This window comes from Streptomyces sp. NPDC049627 (assembly GCF_044465645.1).
Classification (GTDB): domain Bacteria; phylum Actinomycetota; class Actinomycetes; order Streptomycetales; family Streptomycetaceae; genus Streptomyces.
In genome coordinates this window covers 242,726-261,321 of sequence record NZ_JBITLW010000014.1, presented here as the reverse complement: position 1 = coordinate 261,321, position 18,596 = coordinate 242,726, and the positions used below count along the sequence as shown (strand labels likewise).

The following is an 18,596-nucleotide window of genomic DNA, read 5'->3' as shown; positions in this document are numbered from 1 at the left end:
CCGGGCCCCCCCCCCCGGTGGTGAACCGGGGGCCCGGCGGGGGGGGGGGGCGGGGGCGGGGGGGCCCGGCCGGGGGGGGGGGGCGGGGGGGCGGGGGGGGGGGGGCCCCCGCGGGGCCCCCCCACCCCGCTGCCTACACTTCGCGCCATGGACGACACGTCGCTCGACCGGCTCGGCGCGGGCAAATACCTGCTCATCACCAGCTACCGCAAGAACGGCACCGGCGTGCCCACACCGGTCTGGGTGGTCCGCGACGGCGACGCGCTGGGCGTGTGGACGGTCGCCGACTCGTGGAAGGTCAAGCGCATCCGGGCCCGCGGCGATGTCCTCGTCGGCCCGTGTGACCTGCGCGGCAGGCCCACCGGCGAGCAGGTCCCCGCCACCGCCGAGATCTGCGACGAGGCGACCAGTGCCCGCTACCGCCGGCTCATCGCCCGCAAGTACGGGATCACCGGCCGCCTCAGCCTCCTCGGCAGCCGACTGCGCCGCGGTGTGAACGGCACAGTCGGCCTGCGCATCACGCTGACGCCCTGACCGGGGCAGCGTGCGTCAGGTGAGGGGTCACGACACGTCGAGCACCGTGCCCGTCATCACCGGCGCCCCGGGCAGCGGCTGACCGGAGTCGTCGGCTGCCTGGAAGCGCACCGACTCGGCCGCCTCGGCCACCTGGTCCTTGAGCGTCGGGATCCGCATCTCCGCACTGGTCCGGCCCTTCGGGACGCTCACCCAGAGGGAGAAGCCGTCCACCTTGGACAGCGGTCGTTCCGGATCCGGGGACGCACCGGTGTTCTCCTGCAACCAGACGGGGTCGACGTCCTTCGTCGACAGCTCCCGACCGTCGGTGACCGGCACCACGGCGTACGCCGCGCCCACTTCGGCGTCGGCCACCGCGGACAAGGTCATCCGCCACTTCAGCGGCTGCCCCTCGGTCACCCGGTCGGCGACCGGTGTCACGGAGATCGTCGGCACCGGGTCGTCGTTCGCGACGTTCACCCCGCCCAGGTGGGCGCCGACCACGGCGGTGCGGACCGCCTTCACGAACACGCTGTGCTCGGCGTCGTAGCCGTAGCGGGTGTTGCCCTCGACCTTCACCGGGACGTCGAGGGCGGCCGAGCCCGGCCGGACGGTCACCAGCCGGTCCGTGACCTTGCCCGTGACCGGGTCGGAGACGAACAGCCGCACCTGCCCGCTGCCCTGCCCCCGCACGCGCACGGGCACCTGGTAAGTCCGTACGCCCGAGTCGCCCTCCTCGACCTTCAGCCTGCCGACGTCGACCCGGGGCAGCGGTGCCTCACGAACCTCCGGCGTGCCCGCCCGCCAGGCCCAGGCGTCCATCAGCCAGGCCCGTCCCGACCTCGTACGCGGCGTCAGCTCAAGGGACTTGACGTGCTTGAGGTCGAGCGCGGCCGCGTCGTCGGCCCCGATCGGCACGCGCACCTCGCGCGCCCAGTACGAGGCGGTCCGGTCCGATCCCGGCAGCCCGTCGACCGTGACCCGGCCGAGGTCGCGGTGCCGTCCGGCGGCGTCGGTGACGGCGATGTCCAGCTGCGTTCCGGAGGTGTTCGGCGGCACGATGACGCGCAGTGCCAGCGCCTTGGCGCCCTTGAGGGACAGCGGCCGCTCGGGGCGTATCCGTACCGGGGACCCCGCCGCGGACCAGCGCAGCGCGACCGCGCGGCGGCCGGGCTCGCGGTCGGTCTCCCACTGCGCGAAGTGCGGTGAGGCGCCGACCGTCTCCGACGACAGACAGGCCTTGGCCGCGGCGGGATCCACCGCCGAGCACAGCCGACCACCGCTCACCGTGACCTTGTCGTCCGGCAGGAATCCGGCGCCGCGCCGCGCACCGACCGCATGGGTGAGGACGTGCGCGGGGTCGGCCGAGGGGGCACGGCGGCCGGAGCCGTCGAGCAGCGGGCGGACCCGGTCGTCCCCGGCGACGAACAGCCGTGCCGCCGCCGCGATGTAGGTGGACCCGGCCTTGTGCTGCTGGTCGGCGGTCAGCCGGGTGCGGGAACCGGGGGAGCAGACCGGGTCGCGCTGCTCCTCGTCGCTCCAGAAGTCGTCGTCGGCGGGCGCCGCGGCCTGCCCCGGCGTCCACTCGCTGTTGAAGAAGTTGTGGTTGGCGCCGACCACGTACACCGCGCTGTGCAGCGCGGCACCGCGGCTGACCCGGCGGGTGCCGTCGACGTACACCTCGCCCTGGAGATCGGAGACATCGCCGTCACAGCCCGGCAGGATCGTCATCGACGGCACATCCGGAACCGGGTTCTGGCCGAAGATCGTCGGGCCGATGAGGACGGTGCCGCGAATGTGCCAGCGCACCGGGCCGTGAGCGCCGTCCTGGTCCGCGGGCGGCGGGTAAAGGCTGTCCATCGCCGCCCGGTTGACACCCTCGCCGCCGCGCGAGTGCCCCACCAGCAGCACACGGGACAGATCGGCCCTCGGCGCGTTCCTCACGGCCGCGGGTGCCGTGCCCGGATGGGCGGACCAGTCGGCCCAGCGGGCGAGATGCTGCCGTACGAGCGAGGAACGGGCCTGCGCGCCGCCGTCCTCGGCCTGCCAGTCCTGGCCGTTGATGCCGTTGGCGGAGATCGACACCGTCACATAGCCCTGGGAGGCCAGGAGCCGCTGGTCGCGCAGGTAACCGCGGTGGCTCGGCACCGGCTTGGCGCCGGCGGCGCAGGGCCAGTCGCCGGTGATCTCACCCTGCGGTGTGTAGCAGGTGAAGTGGCGGCCGTGCAGGAACAGGGCGAGCGGACGGCGGCCGTCGGCACCCTTGGGCGCCACCACCACGGCCCGCATCTCGACCGGCTGGGGGAACCCGGGCAGCCGTACGGGTCGAGGTCGTACTCGCCGGTGACGGTGCGGTAGGCGCCCGGCTTGCCGGGGTCCACCTGGTTCGCCGGCAGCCGCTTCGGGACGGGCACCGCGGAGCGGGCGCCGGAGGCAGGGCCGGGCGCGTCCAACCGGCGCCCCGCGGCGCGCACTTGAAGGTCCCGCACGGAGTCCAGGCGGACCGCGTCGAGGCCGAGCCGGAACGTGCGCCCGTCCTTCGCGGGGGCGGGGCGGCCGAGCAGACGGTCGCCGGCGTAGAACTCGATCCGGGCGTCGCCCATGGGCACCCGTTCGTCGGACCGCCACACCAGCTTCCGCGCGGTGCCCTCGCCGGTGATGCTCCAGTCGGCCGGCAGCCTGTCACCCTCGTCGGCCGGGGCCGCCGACGACCGTATGTCTGACGCCTGTTGAGCCTGGGCCCACCCTGGCGACGCCCCCACCACCGCGAGTAACGCCACCGCGGTGGCCCATATGCGCCGGGCACGTATCACGTGCCCCTCCTTCCCCTCGCCCCGGGACGGTCCCGGGGCCTCACCCGGGAGGACGGAAGGCGGTGCTTGTGCGTTGCCTGTGAAGGGAGGGAACAGGGAGGGCAGAGAAGGATTCAGGACTGGGTGAGCGGCCCGTGGGAAAAGCCACCCCAATGAGCCGAACTCCCCGTCATCGGGCCGCCATTGTCGGCACCGGCCACCGCGCCCGGACCTTCACCCGTGCCCTCGCCGAACGCCCCGGCCACCGGGTTGCCGCCCTCTGCGACCCCAGCCCCACCCGCATGGCCTTCCACAACCGGCTGCTGGCCGAGGCCGGCGAACCCGCCGCCGGCCGGTGGGAGCCGGACCGCTTCACCGAGATGCTCGCGAAGGAGGACATCGACGAGGTCGTCGTCACCACCGTCGACGCCGAGCACGACCGCTACATCGTCCCGGCCCTGGAGGCGGGCTGCCGGGTGGTCACCGAGAAACCGATGACCGTCGACGCGGAGCGCTGCGCGCGCATCCTCGACACGGTGCGGGGGACCGGCAACTCCCTCACCGTCGCCTTCAACTACCGCTTCAACCCGGTGCACGAGACGGTCCGCGAACTGCTCGCCGACGGCGCGATCGGCGAGATCCTCTCCGTCCACTTCGAGTGGCTGCTCGACGTCCGCCACGGCGCCGACTACTTCCGCCGCTGGCACCGGGAGAAGCGGCACAGCGGCGGCCTGATGGTGCACAAGGCCGGCCACCACTTCGACCTGGTCAACTGGTGGCTCGCCGACGAGCCGAGGGACGTCTTCGGCTACGGGCGGCTCGGCTTCTACGGCCGCGCTGCGGGCGAACGACACGGGCTGCGCCGGGAGTACGACCGCGCCCACGGCGCCGAGCAGGCCGCCGACGATCCCTTCGCCTTGGACCTGGCGGCCGACGACACGTTGCGCGCCCTCTATCTCGACGCCGAGCGGGACGACGGGTACGTCCGCGACCGCAACGTCTTCGACGGGGCCGTCACCATCGAGGACGACATGGCCGTCCTCGTGCGGTACGCCAAGGGCGCGACGATGACGTACCACCTCACCGCGTACTCCCCGTGGGAGGGTTACCGGGTGATGTTCAACGGCAGTGCCGGACGGCTGGAACTCGACGTGGAGGAGAGCCGCTGGCAGCCGCCCCGGACCCGGACCGGCGTAGGCAGCGGGGCGCCGCACGGGGACACGGCCGCCGGCCATGCGGGCGGCGTACGGCTCACGCTGCGGCCGCTGTGGCGGCCTCCGGTGGACGTTCCGCTCGTGGCCGCCCACGAGGCCCACGGCGGGGGTGACCCTCGCATGCTCGACGCCCTCTTCGGTCCCGTCGATCCGGCGTATCCGGCCGACGCGGGTGCGGCGGCGCGTACGGCGTCACAGCCCACGGCCACCGAACGCGACGGCGCGCTGGCGCTGGCCGTCGGGCTCGCCGCCAACCAGTGCTTCGAGACGGGACGACCCGTCGACATACGGGAGTTGGTCCCCGGCGTCCGGGAGCGCTCGGGCGCTCAGGAGCCGACGGCTCAGGTCCAGGCCCGGTAGGGCTCGTCGATCAGCTGGAACACCGGCTCGCCCCGGACCGGGTCCTTCGCCGTGGACAGCCGGACCCGGTCTCCGCTGTGGATGCCGATGGGCGGGCCCATGACCCGGCCGCGCACGACGAAGCCCTCGGCCATCTCGACCAGCGACACATTGCGTGCGGCGGGCGTGTTGCGGTGCACCACCGTGGAGTGGCGGACCGTCCCCACGCCCTCGCTGCGTTCCGTGCGCAGGTCACTGCCCTGACACACCGGGCACAGCAGCCGGTGGTACATGGCGGTGCCGCACCAGGTGCAGCGCTGGAAGAGCACGGCCTCGGTGTCCGGGGCCGTGGGTTCGAGAAGGCCGGCCGCGAAGCCGGTGGTCGGACGAGCAACGCTTCCTGAGTGGTGGTACACGCCGTTCAACTCCCTGCGCTCGGCCGGAATCCCACGTGCGCGGGTCGTCCGTGCACGCACGTGCCCGGTCGCTGTGCCACCGTGCACAGGCCACAGAGTATGGCACTGAGTGCCACTCGTAAAGGCACTGCGTTCCCTGGATTTATGGATCTTGTAGGGAGCCCCGGTGCTCGGGCTTGGGTCAGTCGCGGCCGAGCGTGGTCTCGATCTCCTGGACGACCCGCCACAGCGGTGCGCCGCGCCGGGACACGACCACCACCACGTCGTCGGCGGGCCCGTCCGGAGCGGGGTGCTCGGCCGGGGCGACACCGAAGGCGGACTGCACATAGCCCAGCGCGTGGTCCACCGCGGCGCTCGCGTCGTCCTGCCCGTCCGACCGCAGCCATGACCGCAGCGCGTTGTTGTGGGCCGCCACGACGGCGGCGGCGATCACATCGGCCTGCAGGGTTCCGTCGCGCCGGCCGGAGAAGCGCCCGCGCAGATAGTCGGCCAGGGCGCGCTCGTACCGCCACACCACGGACAGCTCGTAGGCGCGCAGCCCGGGCACCTTCTTGGTGAGCCGGTAGCGCTGCACCGAGAAGGTCGGGTTCTCCGCGTACATGCGCAGCACCAGGCGGGCCGCGTCGCACACCCGCCGCACCGGTTCGTGCTCCTCGTCGCTCGCGGCCAGGAAGGCCGTCATGTCGGCGAGGCACCGCTCGTGGTCGGGGAAGACCACGTCCTCCTTGGACGGGAAGTAGCGGAAGAAGGACCGCCTGCCGACGCCGGCCAGTGCCACGATGTCGTCGACGGTGGTCTGCTCGTAACCCCGCTCCAGGAACAGCTGGAAGGCCGCCGCGATCAGCGCCTGACGCATCGGGGGCCGTGCCGCCCCGGCCTCCGACTTCTCGTCGCGGCCGGGTGCCGCGTTGCTGGAGCTCATGGACGGGAACGTAGCACCAGAGCGGGGCCGATGGCACTCAGTGCGCTGTCGGAAGGGTACTGAGTGCAGCCAGCTCCTCGTCGGAAACCGGCTCGCCGGAAGCGGGGAGGAGGTGCGGGATGCCGTCGATCACCGGATAGCGGCGGCGCAGGCGGGGGTTGTAGAGGGCGCAGCCGCGTGGGTCCAGGATCAGCGGGCCCTTGTCGAGCGGGCAGACCAGGATCTTCAGCAGCGGGTCGTCGGGCCTCATGAGCGGTTCCCTTCGTGGGTGGGACGGTCGGTGTGGTGCCGCGGCAGGGTGAGGACGACGGCCAGGGCGAGCGCGGTGCCGCCCAGGCGCAGGACGAGCCGCAGCGGGTCCTCGGGAAGCGGTTCGCCGAACGCGACCGTGCCGCCCGCCACGCCGAACACACAGGTGACGGTGGTGCACACGGGCACGATCAGCGAGGCCCGGCAGCGCTGCAGGGCGCTCTGCGAGAGCACGAGGCCGAAGGCTCCGGTGAGGAGCAGCAGGTAGGGGTAGGGGGAGGTGAGCAGGGCCGGTACGGCGGCGGCGGGGCCCGCGGTCGTGAGGTGTCCGGAGACGCCCTTGATCGCGAGCGAACTCACCCCGTACAGCAGCCCGATCGCCACGGCGTACACCACACCCGTCGGCGGCGGCCGGTGCCGTCGCCGGGCCCGCCGTTCGGCCGTGCCGTACAGCCACAGACCGAGGGCGAGCGCCGGAAGGCACAGCCCTAGCAGGGGACCGGCCTCGGCGGTGCGGGCGATGGGTTCGGTGCCCTCGCGCAGTGAGGCCACCATCAGCAGCAGCGCCACCCCGATGACGGCGACACCCCGCAGCTCCGCGGCCGTCAGCCGCTCGCCGAGCACCACCGAGGACAGCAGGAGCAGCAGCGCCAGCCCGGAGACGAACAGCCCTTGCGCGGCCGCGAGCGGCAGCACCCGGTAGACGGCCAGCTGAGCGGCGAAGCCCAGCGCCAGCGCCAGCGCGCCGCCCAGCCACAGCGGGCTCCCGGCGAGCAGGAGCACCGCCCGGCCCGGCCGTCCGGCGCGCAGCGGCGGCAGAGCGGCCAGCGCCCGCTTCTCCAGCACGAACCCGGTGCTGTACAGGACGTTCGCCAGCAGCGCCGCGGCCACTCCCCAGACCATCGCGCTACCTCCTGCGCGCGTGCACGAGGAGGACGGAGGCCAGGGAGGGCAGCCGGCATGCGAGCCGGTCCAGCGGCCGCAGCGGACGCGGAACCCCGTGGAAGGGGGCGCCCTCCACCCGTACGACCTCGAAGCCGGACGCGGTCACGAACTCCCGCAGTGCGCGCGCCGTGAACAGCCGCAGATGGCCCACCACTTGGCTGCCCGGCCTGCCGTGGATCCGGCGCAGGCTCACCTCCGAGAAGACGGGCTGGACGCCGCCGAGCAGCAGTGCCCGGTTGTACCAGGCGGCGAGGTTCGGGGTGGAGAGCATCAGGTGACCGCCCGGCCGCAGCACCCGGCGCAGCTCGTCGAGGGCGCCGTCGGGGTCGACGAGGTGCTCGACGACCTCGCTGAACAGCACCGCGTCCGCACTGCCGGACGCGAACGGAAGCCCGCCGCCGGACAGTTCGCCCCGTACGACCTGCGGGAGCCGCCGTGCCGCCCGGCGCAGCGCGTCCTGCGACCAGTCGACGCCCACGATCCGGTGCCCGTCCAGGACGCGCGCGGCGACAGCCGCCGCCGACCCGTCCCCGCACCCCACGTCGAGCACGACGGCGGGCGCACGGCCCGGCCGTACCGGACCGAGCGCACCGGCCAGCATCCGGGCCTGGCGCCGGCTGCGGTCCTCGCCGGAGGCGACGGGGACGGCGGGGTCCTCGTAGAAGTCGCGCAGTCCGCCGGCGGGGGCGTGTGCGGTGGCGGGGGAGGTGGTCATGGCGCGCTCCGAAGGCCGTACGTCAGGGCGAGACACTCCTCGAAGAGCCGGGCCAGTGCGGCGCCGGCCGGGTCGTCGAGGAGGGCGTGCGACCAGCGCAGCGCCAGCTGCAGGCGTTCGCCGGTGGAGGCGGCCGCCACGCTCAGGCCGCGCGGCATGCGAGCGGGCGCGGAGAACCACACGGCACGGGCCCGCCCGGCATCGCCGAAGTCCAGCGGATACGGAATCCGCCCGAGGTTGCTGAGCAGCAGCGTCGACGTCCACGGCGCGGCGGCCCGACGCACCCCCCGCGTCAGGGCGCCGCGCATCCCGACCGGTAGTACGGGCGCTGTGAGCAGGTCCGCTCCCGCTCCGAGGGGTGTCCGCCGCTGGGCCGTCAGCGTCCGGGTGCGCCGCGCGGTGGTGTGCAGCAGCCGCGTCACGGCGGCGGGGTCGGGACGCCGGCCCAGGAGCAGCGGTGCGTCGGAACGGTCCTCCGGCGTCACCGGCACCTCGACGAGCCGCGTCCCGTTCCCGATGGGCATCGCCATGTCACGGGGACGGTCGTCCACGGGCACGGTGATCCGCACCGGGCGGTCGGGCAGGCCATGGGAGTGGTTCCAGCGGCCCACCGCCAGGCAGGCGGCGACCAGGAGCCGGTCGTTGACGGTCCACTCGGCGGCCGGATCCGGCTGTGGCAACGGCAGTTCCCGCAGCAGCATCCCGTTCGCCGCACTGCCTGCGCGCGTCGGCCGGACGGCGGTGACGGGGGCCAGCCGGGCGGGCCGGGCCCAGCGCACCCGGCCGTCCCCGCGCGGCCCGGCGAGTGCCCGGCGGACGCGTGCGCTCCCTCCCGTGTCCGTGCCCTCCCCGCCGTAGAGCGCGGCCGTCGTGGCCAGGAGCCGCAACCCGGCCGGCGCGTCGAGCGCGGTGTGGTGAAGGGTGAGCAGGAGGACGGACCGTACGGCGTTCACCGTGACCACCTCCAGCCGCAGGGGCGGCGACCGGTGCAGCGGCGGGCACACGGAGAGCGCCCGGGCCCGGGCACGGGCGAGCGCCTGCGGCCCCGGACCGGCGAAGCTCACCGGGTCCACGTCCGGGGTGCCGGTCAGCTCCCACTCGTAGGACCGCCGGTACCAGCGGTGCGGTGCCTGACGTACGAGCATCCGGGGGTGGAGGAGCAGCGCCCGGTGGAAGGCCTCCCGCAGGCGCCGCGGGTCCGGCCGGCCGGGCAGATGGACCTCGATGTGGACGGTCTCCGGCTCGTCGTCGCTGAGGAAGTGCCGGGACACCTCGTCGACGGTCGGGAAGGCCAGCCGTGACCCGACCGGAACTCCGCCGCGCTCGAAGCCGGGGTCGGCCGGGAGCGCGGTCACCGCGCACCGCCTCTGACCCGGACACCGGTTCCCGGCCCGTCCGCTCCAGGGCCGCCGCGGCTTCCCGGCCCGCCCGCACTCTCGCCGCCGCGCATTCCCGGCCTGCCCGCGCCGGTCGTCACCACGGCGGCGGACAGGGCCACGAGCGCCAGCACCTGCGCGACCCCGCCGAACGCGCCACGGTCGGCGGAAACCGGTACGCCCGCTCCCGTCGCCGCGGTGATGCCCGCCCCCGCCATCGCCGCCGCCGCGACCGGCACCAGGGCGCCGGGCCGCACCCGGGCGACCAGTGCGAGTACGGGAACCACCAGGGCGAGCGGGCCCGCCACCAGCGCGACGACCGCGGTGAGCGCCACGATGCCGAGAACCGGACCCGGCGGCGGCGCAACTCCCGTGTCCCCGGGGGCGGTTCGAGCGGGGCGTCGCCGCCCCACCAAGGCGAGTGCCACGAGCACGGCGACCGAGGCAGCCCCACCGATCAGCCCGGCCCGGTACGGCCCCGCGGGCTCGTACTCCATGTGTACGGTGCCGGACTTCCCGGCCGGAATCAGCCAGGCCTGCTGCCAGCCGTCGAGCCGGACCGGGGTGAGCTCCTCGCCGTTCAGCGTGGCCTTCCAGCCGTCGTTGACGTTCTCGTACGTCCGCAGGTACGCCGCCTCGCCCGAACCGGCGGACACGGCGACCGCCCGGCTGTCGCCGGCCCACTTCCGTACGGCGACCTCGCGGTCCGCCGCGCCGGAGAGGGCACGCGGGTCGCCCCGGGACAGGGTGACGTCCGTGAGGGCGAGCGGCCCGGTGTCGGCGGACTCCACACGGTGCCTGCCGGCGGCCAGTGCCAGGTTGCCGCCCTTCGCCTCGGCCCCGCACAGCTCGACCCGCACCGGCCGGCGCTCCGTCAGGTCGCGGACCGGACCGGACACCTTCGTCGGATGCGGCGTCCCGTCGACGTCGAGCGCCGGGCCCTGTCCGCACGGCAGCGAGAAGCGGGCGTCCGGCTTCGGCTGCGGCACCCGGAGGTCGGCCAGCGCCGGCACGTACACCTCGCTCAGGCCCACCGGGAGGTGGAGCCGTTCGTCGGCCACCGGGTTGTAGAGGGTCAAGGGGGCGGTCCGGGTGACCGTGATGTCGAGGCGGTCCGTGCTGATCGCGTCGAACCGCGCGAGCCCGCCGGAGCCCACCTCCGCCGTCGCCGTGCCGTGCGGTGAACTGATCCGCACCTGCTCGGGGCGGGCGGAGAGGCCGCCCGCGGCCCCGAGGACGATCTCGTCGATCTTCCTCCTGCCCGGCCAGCTCAGATGGATTACGGGCCGGTCCCCGGCGATCCAGGCCGTCGTCAGATCGCCGTCGACCAGGCTCCGCGCACCGAGGGCGATGCCGTTACGGCTGGTGGAGTCGGCGGACACCGTGATCTTCCGGTGCTGCTGCGGCGCGACGCGCTCCAGCAGGCGGTCCAGCGCGTCGCCGGGCACGGCCACGGCCCGGGCCGACACGCCGTACGCGGCGGTGTCGCCCCGGGTCTGGAACTGCCGGTGCAGTCCCGCTTCCGCCGAGGCCGGAGCGAGCCCGCCCGGGTCGGTGCCGCGGTGCAGCGAGTACACCTGCGCATCCGCACCGGGGCGCTCGGCGTCGGCCGGCAGGGCCAGCAGCCGGGTCACCTTCAGCCCCGGCACGGTCACCTCGGAGAATCCGGCGCCGGACAGCCCGGGGCGCGCGGCCTCGGCGTCCAGAACGCCGATCTTCAGCCACTTCGCCCGGCCCCCGGGCGCGCGGACCGACTGCCGCTCACCGTTCGGCCGCAGGGTGCTGTCGGCCGAACCCCGGTCCGTCTCGATCCGCACCCGCGTGGGAGCGGGCCGCGTGGCGTCCGCGGGGAGCGGGGTCAGCTGGAGCACCGACGGCAGCGACCGGGGCCGGGAGAAGTCCACCCGCAGCCATTGGCCGGACGGTTCGCCCGGGCTGCCTTCGGCCCAAGCGGTGCCCGGATCGCCGTCGAAGGCGTTCACCGGGTCGTACTGCGGCAGATGGAACAGCCAGTTCCCGCTGCTGGAGGCGGTCACGGATGCCGCACCGCGCAGCACGGCCGTCGTCTGATGGCCGGCGCCCGGCACGGGCAGGATCTGCTTCGGCCGCTCGCCCGGGTTCTGCAGGCTGCCCGACGGGTTCCGCTCGGTGGCGGTGTAGGTGTACGAGGTGTTGGAGTCGACCAGGCCGAAGCGGGTGTCGGCGCGGCGCAGTCCATCGGCCCCGGCCGCCACCGCGGGGGCGTCGACACCGGGATGGGCGTCGCCGGCCAGCACGGCGGGCCGGTCGCGCAGCGCCGGGTCGGCGGACAGCTGGAGCAGGGCCTCGGGGCCGCCGCTCACCACGGCCGTGTCGCCCGCCGCGGCGACCCCGACGCGCCCCGGCCGTTCGGCGACGCCTTCGGGCTCGTAGATCTCCACCGCCTGCAGACGCGGGTAGAGGCCCTGCACCTGGACGGGCGTGCCGGCGGGGATGCGTCCGGCGGTCACGAGCGGGCCGAAGCCGGCGGCTTTTCGGTAGCCGGAGGCTTCCAGGGTCCGCCGGACCGTCTGCGGCGGGACGTAGCCGATCTGGTCGGGGTCGAGGTCGTTGCGCACGACCACCTCGTGCAACCCCGCCCGCGCCAGGTACGGCCTGAGGCCCGGTACCTCACCGCCGGACAGCAGTGCCTGCTCGACCGCGTCCAGCGCCCGCCGCGAGCCGGCGGTGCCGAACGGTACGAAGTCCCGTTGCGCCCACCGGGTCCTCGCCAGGACGTCGAAGGGCTGGTCGATAGGGGAGCCCCAGGTGTAGATGCCGTGCGCGGTGGCCGGTACGACGAGGGCACGGCTGTCCGCGGCATGGTCGTCCAGCCAGTCGGCGGCCTGCTCCCAGTGCGCGGGCAGCCTGGTGAACGCGCCCGGCTGGAGGACGGTGCCGTTCACGTACGGCCAGGCCAGACCCGGCAGGACGAGGAGGGCGGCGACCAGCGGAACGAACCGGCGGCCGCGCGAGGCCCGGGAGCCGCGGCGCTCGGCGACCACCGCCGTCAGGTGGGCGAGGCCGAGGGCGAGCGCCAGGGCGAGTCCCGGCTGGAACTTGTAGATGTTGCGGAACGGCCGGAGCGTGCCGTCGAGCCAGCCCTGCACGGTGTCGTGGAAGGGCGCGCCGAGGGTGCCGCCGTATCCGGCGAGGGCGATGAGTGCGACCGACAGCACGGTCAGCAGCAGCCAGCGCCGCTCGGGGATGTCCCGGCGGGCCAGACCGGCCAGGCCCAGGGCGGCGGCGAACGCCGAGCCGAGCACCGTGACGACGGAGGCGGCGACGGTCCAGCCCGCCGGCAGCCAGGCCTCGCCGAAGTTCAGGTACGCCACCCAGTTGCCCGCGCCGCGCAGCAGTTCGGTCGCGGACATGGTGGCGGTGGTGGTGTCCGCCTGCTCGACGTACGGCATGAAGTCCTCGCCGTAGACGCGCAGGAGCAGCAGAGGCACCGTCCACCAGGCGGTCGCCAGCGCCACACCCGGCAGCCACCAGGCGAGCAGCGCGCGGCGCCGGGGGCCCTTCGGCCGACTGAGCAGATACAGGCCGACCGGCAGGAGAGAGGCGAGAGTCGACGCCGCGTTGACTCCGCCCATGAAGGGCACGAGCAGCGCGGAACGGGCGGCGGCGATGCGCGGGCCGAGCGTCGCGCGGGTCAGGGGCAGCAGCACCCAGGGCAGCAGGGCGCCGGGCAGTGCGGCGGCGGACGTCGAGCCGACGACGATCGTGAACGTGGGCCACAGCGCGTACGCCACCGCGGCCGGCGGCCGGGTCCGGGACGAACCGACGCCCAGCCGCTCCGCCAGCCGCAGGGCACCCCAGAACGCCGTCGTCACGACGATCGACAGCCACAGTCGCTCGGCGAGCCACACCGGCATGTGCAGCAGGTCCGTCAGGGCGTAGTACGGCAGCATCGGGAAGGCGTAACCGACGTACTGGTCGGAGATACCGCCGAAGCCCGCCCGGTCGTGCCACAACTGACCGAGGTCGCCGAGGAAACGCAGCGGATCGGCGGCCACCGCGAGCTTCGTCTCGAACGTCATGCGTCCCGGGGACACCGCGAGGAAGGCCGTCAACACGGCCGCCCAGAAGCCGAACAGCAGGCGTCTGCCGTGGCGTTGCGCGGGCGGGGCCGTCGGCGGAGGTGCGGGGGCGGCGTGCGCGAGTGCGTGGACGGTGGTGTTCATGAGCGTGCCTCGCCGGCGGGGGCCTGGCCGGTCCGCAGGATCAGCAGGAGATTCCAGGTGGCGATCTCTCTCAGGCCGGGGATCCGGGTGACGGCGCCCGGGAGGAACGGCCAGTAGCGGGAGCGCGCCGAGACGATGCGCACGTCCTCGCGGGCGCGCACGTACCGCAGCACGGGGCCGATGTGGAGGGGGAAGAGGTTCTCGCCCACGGTGTGCTTGGCCGCGCGGCCGGTGCGCCGCCGGTAGCGCGCGCGTGCCCGGTCGGCTCCGAGGTAGTGCCAGGGTGCGGTCTCGTGGCCGCCCCAGGGGGAGAGCCAGTTGGTGAAGGAGACGTAGATCAGTCCGCCGGGCCGGGTCACCCGGACCATCTCGCTGAGGAAGGTCTGCGGATCCGCCACGTGCTCCAGCACGTTCGAGGAGAAGCACACGTCCGCGACGCCGTCGGGCACCGGCAGCAGATAGCCGTCGGCGACCACCGCACCCTCCGGCGGGCGGCCCCGCGCCCCCAACTCGCGCAGGTCGGGCTCGAAGAGGTAGCCGTGCGCGCCCCGGCGGCGGAACTCCTCGGTGAAGTGGCCCGGTCCGCCGCCGACGTCGAGGACGATCCGGCCCCGCAGATCCGTGTGGCGGGCCACCTGGTCGACCGCGTCGCGCGCCAGCAGCGAGTAGCAGCGGTCGGGGTCGCCCTGCTCCCGCATGAAGGCTCTGAACAGGGTGAACGACCGGCGCAGGGAAGGGTCCCTGAGGGTGTGTTCGACGACGTCAGTCATGTGCGGTCACCTCGTGCGCCGGGTGCCACGGGCGGGCCGCCCGCTGCGGACCGTGCCGGGCGCCAGGCCTCCGCGGCCACCTCCCGGAACTGCCGGACCGTGCTGCTCCACCGGAAGTGCTCGGCGCGCGCCTCGGCGGCCCGTCCCATGACGGCGCGGCGCTCCGGCGTGAGCGCGAGGGTGCACCAGGCCGCGGCGAACGCGCTCTCGCCCCCGGCCAGCACACCCGTCACCCCGTGCACCACGGAGTCGCGCAGACCGGGTACGTCGAAGCCGACGGCCGGAGTGCCGCGCGCGGCGGCCTCGGTGACCACCAGGCCCCAACCCTCCACCAGGGACGGATGCAGCAGGAGCCACGCCCGGCACAGCAGCCGGTGCTTCTCCGTCTCCGAGACCCGGCCGGTGAACACCACGTCGGGCCCGGCCAGGGCCTGCAGCCGCGCGCGCTCGGGGCCGTCGCCGACGACGACCAGCCGGCCGCCGGTGACCGGACGCACCCGCTCCCACAGCCGCAGCAGCAGGTCGATCCGCTTGTACTCGACCAGCCGTCCCACCGCGACGAACAGCGGCTCGGGCGCCTTGGGCAGCAGCGGGGCGGGGGCGTCGACGCCGTTGTGGACCACCCTGATGCGCTCCGGCCCCACCCCGATCGCGCGCAGGGCCGCTGCCGTCGAGTCGGACACGGCGACGGTCAGGCCGTCGCGGTGCGGGCCGGCCAGCGCCCAGTGCTCCAGCCTGCGGCCGAGGCGGGCCATCGGGCCCGGGTAGCGCATGTCCCACAGGTCGGTGTGCACATGGTTCACCAGGCACAGCGTCGGGCCGTTGTGCCACAGCGGTGCCAGGTACGGCATGCCGTTGCACACCTCCACCAGCAGGTCGCAGTCGCCCACCTGACGGGCGAACGCCCGCCTGGCGCGCAGGAAATGACCGGCGTCGCCGCCCGCCGACACCACGCGGTAGTCGCGGTACGCAGCCGGGCCGCCGCACAGCAGCGTGACCTGGTGGCCCGCGGCCGTCAGTCCGTCGGCGATGCGGTCGACGAGCAGTTCGGAGCCGCCGGCGGCGGGGTTGCCCAGGTCGCGGCGGGCGAGGAAGACGATCCGGCGCGGGTACGGGGACGAGCCGGAGGCGGTCGCCTCGGTACCGGAGGCCCGGTGGCGGGCGGTACGGGGATCAGCGGTACGCGGATGAGCGGGGGCGATGTCCTCCTGGCCGGGGACCAGGGAGGGAGCGTGCTGGGGCATCGTTGCTCCACCTCGTCGGATGCGGGGGGTGGGGGAGCCGGGCGTCCGGGGAGACACGCTGGGCGGGGACGTTGTATGACGGTTGGCCGGTTCCGGGAGAACACGGATGTACTGGTAGGTAACGTAAGTTTTCGGATGGACTGTTCGGTCTGGCTACGCACGCGGGTGACAATTTCGCCCTGGCCGAGCGCCCGGATCAGTCACCTGGATGAGTGCCGTCGGTCCCCTGTGCGCCCTCCGCCACCGCCGCCTGCCGCCGCCGCGCACGGGCCGGCAACGCCAGTCCGGCGGCCGCGAGCACCCCGCCCGTGACCGTGGCGAGCCCGGGCACGGTCTCGCCCAGCAGCTCCAGCCGGCGGCTGTCGCGCACGGTCTGGGCCACCTGGGTGCGCCGGGTCGCGTCGGTGAACGCCAGTCCGTCGCTCGCCAGCAGGGTGACGGCGTCGTACCGGGCGCCGGGCGCGCGCAGCGTGATCTTCGGCGCGATACGCGCATTCATGATCCGGCCCGTGCGCCGCTCCACCACCAGCTCGATCCCGGCGTCGGCATACCACTCCTCGGCCGTCACCTGCCGCTGCTTCGGCCGTCCCACCAGCGCTCCGGGCACCTCACGGGTGACACCCGTCGGCCTGGGCGGCACGGCCGCGGTGAAGCGGTAGCCCTCGTGCCCGAGCACCTTCTCGGTCCCCGAGAACTTCAGCGGTACGGCCGCGCCCAGCACGCCGTCCCACCAGCGGTAGGTGCGTTTGCGCACGTCGAACGGGAACTTCAGATAGGCGTCGCCCCGGAACGACGGCTGCTCGCCGCAGCAGTGCACCGGCAGGTTGGTCCGCCGGTCCGTGACCCAGCGCTCGGTGGTCCACTGCAGTGACCTGCGCGGGTCCCGGAGCGGCAGGGTGGCGGGGGTGTCGATCTGCGTGGAGACGTTCCACACCGCGTTCCCGCTGCGCTCGGCAGCGGCCACGTCGCCCACGATGCGGCGGGTGATCGTGATCTGCTTCCCCTGCACGGTCTTCAGGGCGCCGGCGTCGAAATAGCTGCCGGTACCGGTGAGGACCGAGTCCGTCACGACATCCACCGGCGTGCGTTTGACCCGCGGCTCCACATACCGGTCGAGAAGCTGGCCGAAAACCAGCGCGAACACGCCCGACCCAAGCAGGATCAGCGACAGAACGGAAGCTGTACGGCGCATGAGGGCACTCCGGTGGCAGCGGAAAGAAACGGACTGTGCGACCCTGCGCTGGACAGTCCGGCTCACCCGGGGCAAAGATGACCTACCGGGCGGTAAGTAGTTATGACCGGCGAAATTAAGCCGCTCTTGACCCGGTGTCAACACCGACTTAATACTGATCGTGCCGGACCGGGCCGGAACGCTGGGTGACAACCTCATCGACCGAGAGGCTCCTCGTCCCCATGCCCAGAACCTTCGCCGCCCTGCTGACGTCCGCGCTCTCCGCCGTCCTGGCCGCGGGCGCCGCCTTCGGTCTCGTCGCCGCCCTGAACGCCCCTCCCGAGCAGCCCAACGTGCCGCTCGTCACCTTCCCCGACCCGGCCGACGACCGGCCCGCGCCCGCGCCGCCCGAGCGGTCTGCGCCGCCCGGACCGCGCACGCAGGCCACGGAGCGCTAGGAGGCGTGCCCGTGCCCGCACCCCCCGCCTGGCAGAAGGTGCCGCCCGACCAGGTACGGCGGTTCGCCGACCTCGCCATGGAACAGGTGCCGGACATCGCGCGGGACATCCTGCGGGCCATGCGTCAGGAGTTCCCGAACCTCCAGCTGACGACCGACGCCCTGGGCGAGCCGAAGGCACTTCTGGCGATCCGGCTCGCCCTGGAGAACTTCGTGGGGCAGCTGACCACCGACATCGAACAGCCCCGCGAACTCCCCGAGGTCTTCCGGGAGTTCGGACGCAACCAGGCACTCGCGGGCCGTCGCCTGGACTCCCTCCAGGCGATCTACCGGCTGAACGTACGGTTGGCCTGGCGCAGCCTCGCCGAGATCGGGCAGAAGGTCGAGATTCCGCCACCGGCGATGTACGAACTCGCCGAGTCCGCGTTCGAGTACCTCGACGAGCTCGTGTCCCATTCCCTGCACGGCTACGCCGAGGTCGCCGCCGGCCAGGCCGGAGAGCGGATCCGCCGCCGGCGTCTGCTGGTCGACCTCCTCCTCACCGAGCACCGCGCCGATCCGCCGGCCACCCTCGCCGCCGTCGCCGAACGCGCCGCCGCCGTCGACTGGCCATTGCCCGACGAGGTCGCCGTGGCCGTCCTGCTCCGTCCCGACCGGCAACTCCTCACGCCCGCCCTGGGCGACGAGGTCCTGCTCGACCTGGACGGCGAACCGCCCCGGCTGGTTCTCCCGGATCCCGAGGCACCCGGCCGCGTGGAGCGGCTGCACCGTGCCATGGGCGGCTGGTCCGGAGCCATCGGCCCCAGCGTTCCCGTGACGCAGGCCGCCACCTCGCTGCACTGGGCGACGGCGGCCGCGCGCATGATCCAGGAGGGGTTGCTTCCGCACGGAGGTCTTCTGAGCTGCAGCGAACACGCCGAGGCGCTCGTGCTGCTCCCTGCCGGGAAACTCATCGACGACCTCGCCCGTCGCCGGCTCGACCGGCTGACCGAGGTGGGCCCGGAGCAGGCCCGCCGCCTGGCCGAGACGCTGCTCGCCCGGCTGGAGACCCAGGGCGGCGCGCCCGAGGTGGCGGCCCGGCTCGGTGTCCATCCCCAGACGGTGCGCAACCGTCTGCGGCAGATCAAGGAGTTGTGGGGCGACGACCTGGACGACCCCGATCGCCGGTTCGAACTCGAACTGATCCTGCGCACGCGCCGGTTGCGTGGAGAGCTCACCGATCCGAACGCTTGACCGGCACACACGCTTGACCGGCAGACTGAGCGACT

14 protein-coding genes and 1 pseudogene are annotated in these 18,596 nt (G+C 73.9%); 4 read left to right on the top strand and 11 right to left on the bottom strand.

Going from position 1 to position 18,596, the window contains the following annotated elements:
* Positions 1 to 147 precede the first annotated feature (147 nt).
* Entirely contained in the window at positions 148 to 534 is a 387-nt protein-coding gene (locus ACIBU0_RS34480; RefSeq protein ID WP_398826556.1) for a PPOX class F420-dependent oxidoreductase, read from the top strand.
* A gap of 27 nt (positions 535 to 561) precedes the next feature.
* Here ACIBU0_RS34480 and ACIBU0_RS34475 read toward each other — a convergent pair.
* Positions 562 to 3,326: pseudogene (locus tag ACIBU0_RS34475) on the bottom strand (hypothetical protein).
* A gap of 152 nt (positions 3,327 to 3,478) precedes the next feature.
* Here ACIBU0_RS34475 and ACIBU0_RS34470 point away from each other — a divergent pair.
* Entirely contained in the window at positions 3,479 to 4,879 is a 1,401-nt protein-coding gene (locus ACIBU0_RS34470; RefSeq protein ID WP_398826554.1) for a Gfo/Idh/MocA family protein, read from the top strand.
* On the opposite strand, the gene ACIBU0_RS34465 is transcribed toward ACIBU0_RS34470, so the two are convergent.
* The 10 genes from ACIBU0_RS34465 to ACIBU0_RS34420 form a co-directional block, all read right to left on the bottom strand.
* Positions 4,861 to 5,274: a Zn-ribbon domain-containing OB-fold protein gene (locus tag ACIBU0_RS34465; protein ID WP_398826553.1), complete on the bottom strand. Its 414-nt coding sequence runs from the start codon at positions 5,272 to 5,274 to the stop codon at positions 4,861 to 4,863. The genes ACIBU0_RS34470 and ACIBU0_RS34465 overlap by 19 nt on opposite strands.
* A 181-nt stretch (positions 5,275 to 5,455) precedes the next feature.
* Positions 5,456 to 6,196, bottom strand: a complete 741-nt coding sequence (locus ACIBU0_RS34460) for a TetR family transcriptional regulator (RefSeq protein ID WP_398826551.1) — start codon at positions 6,194 to 6,196, stop codon at positions 5,456 to 5,458.
* Between the two features lie 37 nt (positions 6,197 to 6,233).
* The gene (locus ACIBU0_RS34455; RefSeq protein ID WP_398826549.1) at positions 6,234 to 6,446 is read right to left on the bottom strand and encodes a Trm112 family protein; all 213 of its coding nucleotides are present in this window, start codon (positions 6,444 to 6,446) and stop codon (positions 6,234 to 6,236) included.
* Positions 6,443 to 7,348 (bottom strand): DMT family transporter, encoded by a 906-nt coding sequence (locus ACIBU0_RS34450; RefSeq protein ID WP_398826547.1) that lies wholly within the window; start codon positions 7,346 to 7,348, stop codon positions 6,443 to 6,445. The genes ACIBU0_RS34455 and ACIBU0_RS34450 overlap by 4 nt, the downstream gene beginning before the upstream one ends.
* Positions 7,349 to 7,352: 4 nt before the next feature.
* Complete coding sequence (locus ACIBU0_RS34445) at positions 7,353 to 8,105, bottom strand: class I SAM-dependent methyltransferase (RefSeq protein WP_398826545.1); 753 nt, start codon at positions 8,103 to 8,105, stop codon at positions 7,353 to 7,355.
* Positions 8,102 to 9,460 (bottom strand): condensation protein, encoded by a 1,359-nt coding sequence (locus ACIBU0_RS34440; RefSeq protein WP_398826543.1) that lies wholly within the window; start codon positions 9,458 to 9,460, stop codon positions 8,102 to 8,104. The genes ACIBU0_RS34445 and ACIBU0_RS34440 overlap by 4 nt, the downstream gene beginning before the upstream one ends.
* Positions 9,457 to 13,686, bottom strand: a complete 4,230-nt coding sequence (locus tag ACIBU0_RS34435; RefSeq protein ID WP_398826541.1) for an alpha-(1->3)-arabinofuranosyltransferase family protein — start codon at positions 13,684 to 13,686, stop codon at positions 9,457 to 9,459. Before ACIBU0_RS34435 ends, ACIBU0_RS34440 begins: the two co-directional genes overlap by 4 nt.
* A complete protein-coding gene (locus ACIBU0_RS34430; protein WP_398826539.1) occupies positions 13,683 to 14,456 on the bottom strand; it encodes a class I SAM-dependent methyltransferase in 774 nt (257 codons plus the stop codon). Before ACIBU0_RS34430 ends, ACIBU0_RS34435 begins: the two co-directional genes overlap by 4 nt.
* A complete protein-coding gene (locus ACIBU0_RS34425; protein ID WP_398826537.1) occupies positions 14,453 to 15,700 on the bottom strand; it encodes a glycosyltransferase family 4 protein in 1,248 nt (415 codons plus the stop codon). Before ACIBU0_RS34425 ends, ACIBU0_RS34430 begins: the two co-directional genes overlap by 4 nt.
* Positions 15,701 to 15,896: 196 nt before the next feature.
* Entirely contained in the window at positions 15,897 to 16,892 is a 996-nt protein-coding gene (locus ACIBU0_RS34420) for a DUF3068 domain-containing protein (RefSeq protein ID WP_398826535.1), read from the bottom strand.
* A gap of 221 nt (positions 16,893 to 17,113) precedes the next feature.
* On the opposite strand from ACIBU0_RS34420, the gene ACIBU0_RS34415 reads away from it, so the two are divergent.
* Complete coding sequence (locus tag ACIBU0_RS34415; RefSeq protein ID WP_398826533.1) at positions 17,114 to 17,329, top strand: hypothetical protein; 216 nt, start codon at positions 17,114 to 17,116, stop codon at positions 17,327 to 17,329.
* Between the two features lie 11 nt (positions 17,330 to 17,340).
* A complete protein-coding gene (locus ACIBU0_RS34410; protein ID WP_398826531.1) occupies positions 17,341 to 18,561 on the top strand; it encodes a helix-turn-helix domain-containing protein in 1,221 nt (406 codons plus the stop codon).
* The last annotated feature ends 35 nt before the right edge of the window (positions 18,562 to 18,596 follow it).

Bases quoted from the DNA above. Each gene is read 5' to 3' on its own strand.
- ACIBU0_RS34480 (WP_398826556.1), top strand. From the start codon at position 148: ATGGACGACACGTCGCTCGACCGGCTCGGCGCGGGCAAATACCTGCTC.
- ACIBU0_RS34470 (WP_398826554.1), top strand. From the start codon at position 3,479: ATGAGCCGAACTCCCCGTCATCGGGCCGCCATTGTCGGCACCGGCCAC.
- ACIBU0_RS34460 (WP_398826551.1), bottom strand. From the start codon at position 6,196: ATGAGCTCCAGCAACGCGGCACCCGGCCGCGACGAGAAGTCGGAGGCC.
- ACIBU0_RS34455 (WP_398826549.1), bottom strand. From the start codon at position 6,446: ATGAGGCCCGACGACCCGCTGCTGAAGATCCTGGTCTGCCCGCTCGAC.
- ACIBU0_RS34450 (WP_398826547.1), bottom strand. From the start codon at position 7,348: ATGGTCTGGGGAGTGGCCGCGGCGCTGCTGGCGAACGTCCTGTACAGC.
- ACIBU0_RS34445 (WP_398826545.1), bottom strand. From the start codon at position 8,105: ATGACCACCTCCCCCGCCACCGCACACGCCCCCGCCGGCGGACTGCGC.
- ACIBU0_RS34435 (WP_398826541.1), bottom strand. From the start codon at position 13,686: ATGAACACCACCGTCCACGCACTCGCGCACGCCGCCCCCGCACCTCCG.
- ACIBU0_RS34430 (WP_398826539.1), bottom strand. From the start codon at position 14,456: ATGACTGACGTCGTCGAACACACCCTCAGGGACCCTTCCCTGCGCCGG.
- ACIBU0_RS34425 (WP_398826537.1), bottom strand. From the start codon at position 15,700: ATGCCCCAGCACGCTCCCTCCCTGGTCCCCGGCCAGGAGGACATCGCC.
- ACIBU0_RS34420 (WP_398826535.1), bottom strand. From the start codon at position 16,892: ATGCGCCGTACAGCTTCCGTTCTGTCGCTGATCCTGCTTGGGTCGGGC.
- ACIBU0_RS34415 (WP_398826533.1), top strand. From the start codon at position 17,114: ATGCCCAGAACCTTCGCCGCCCTGCTGACGTCCGCGCTCTCCGCCGTC.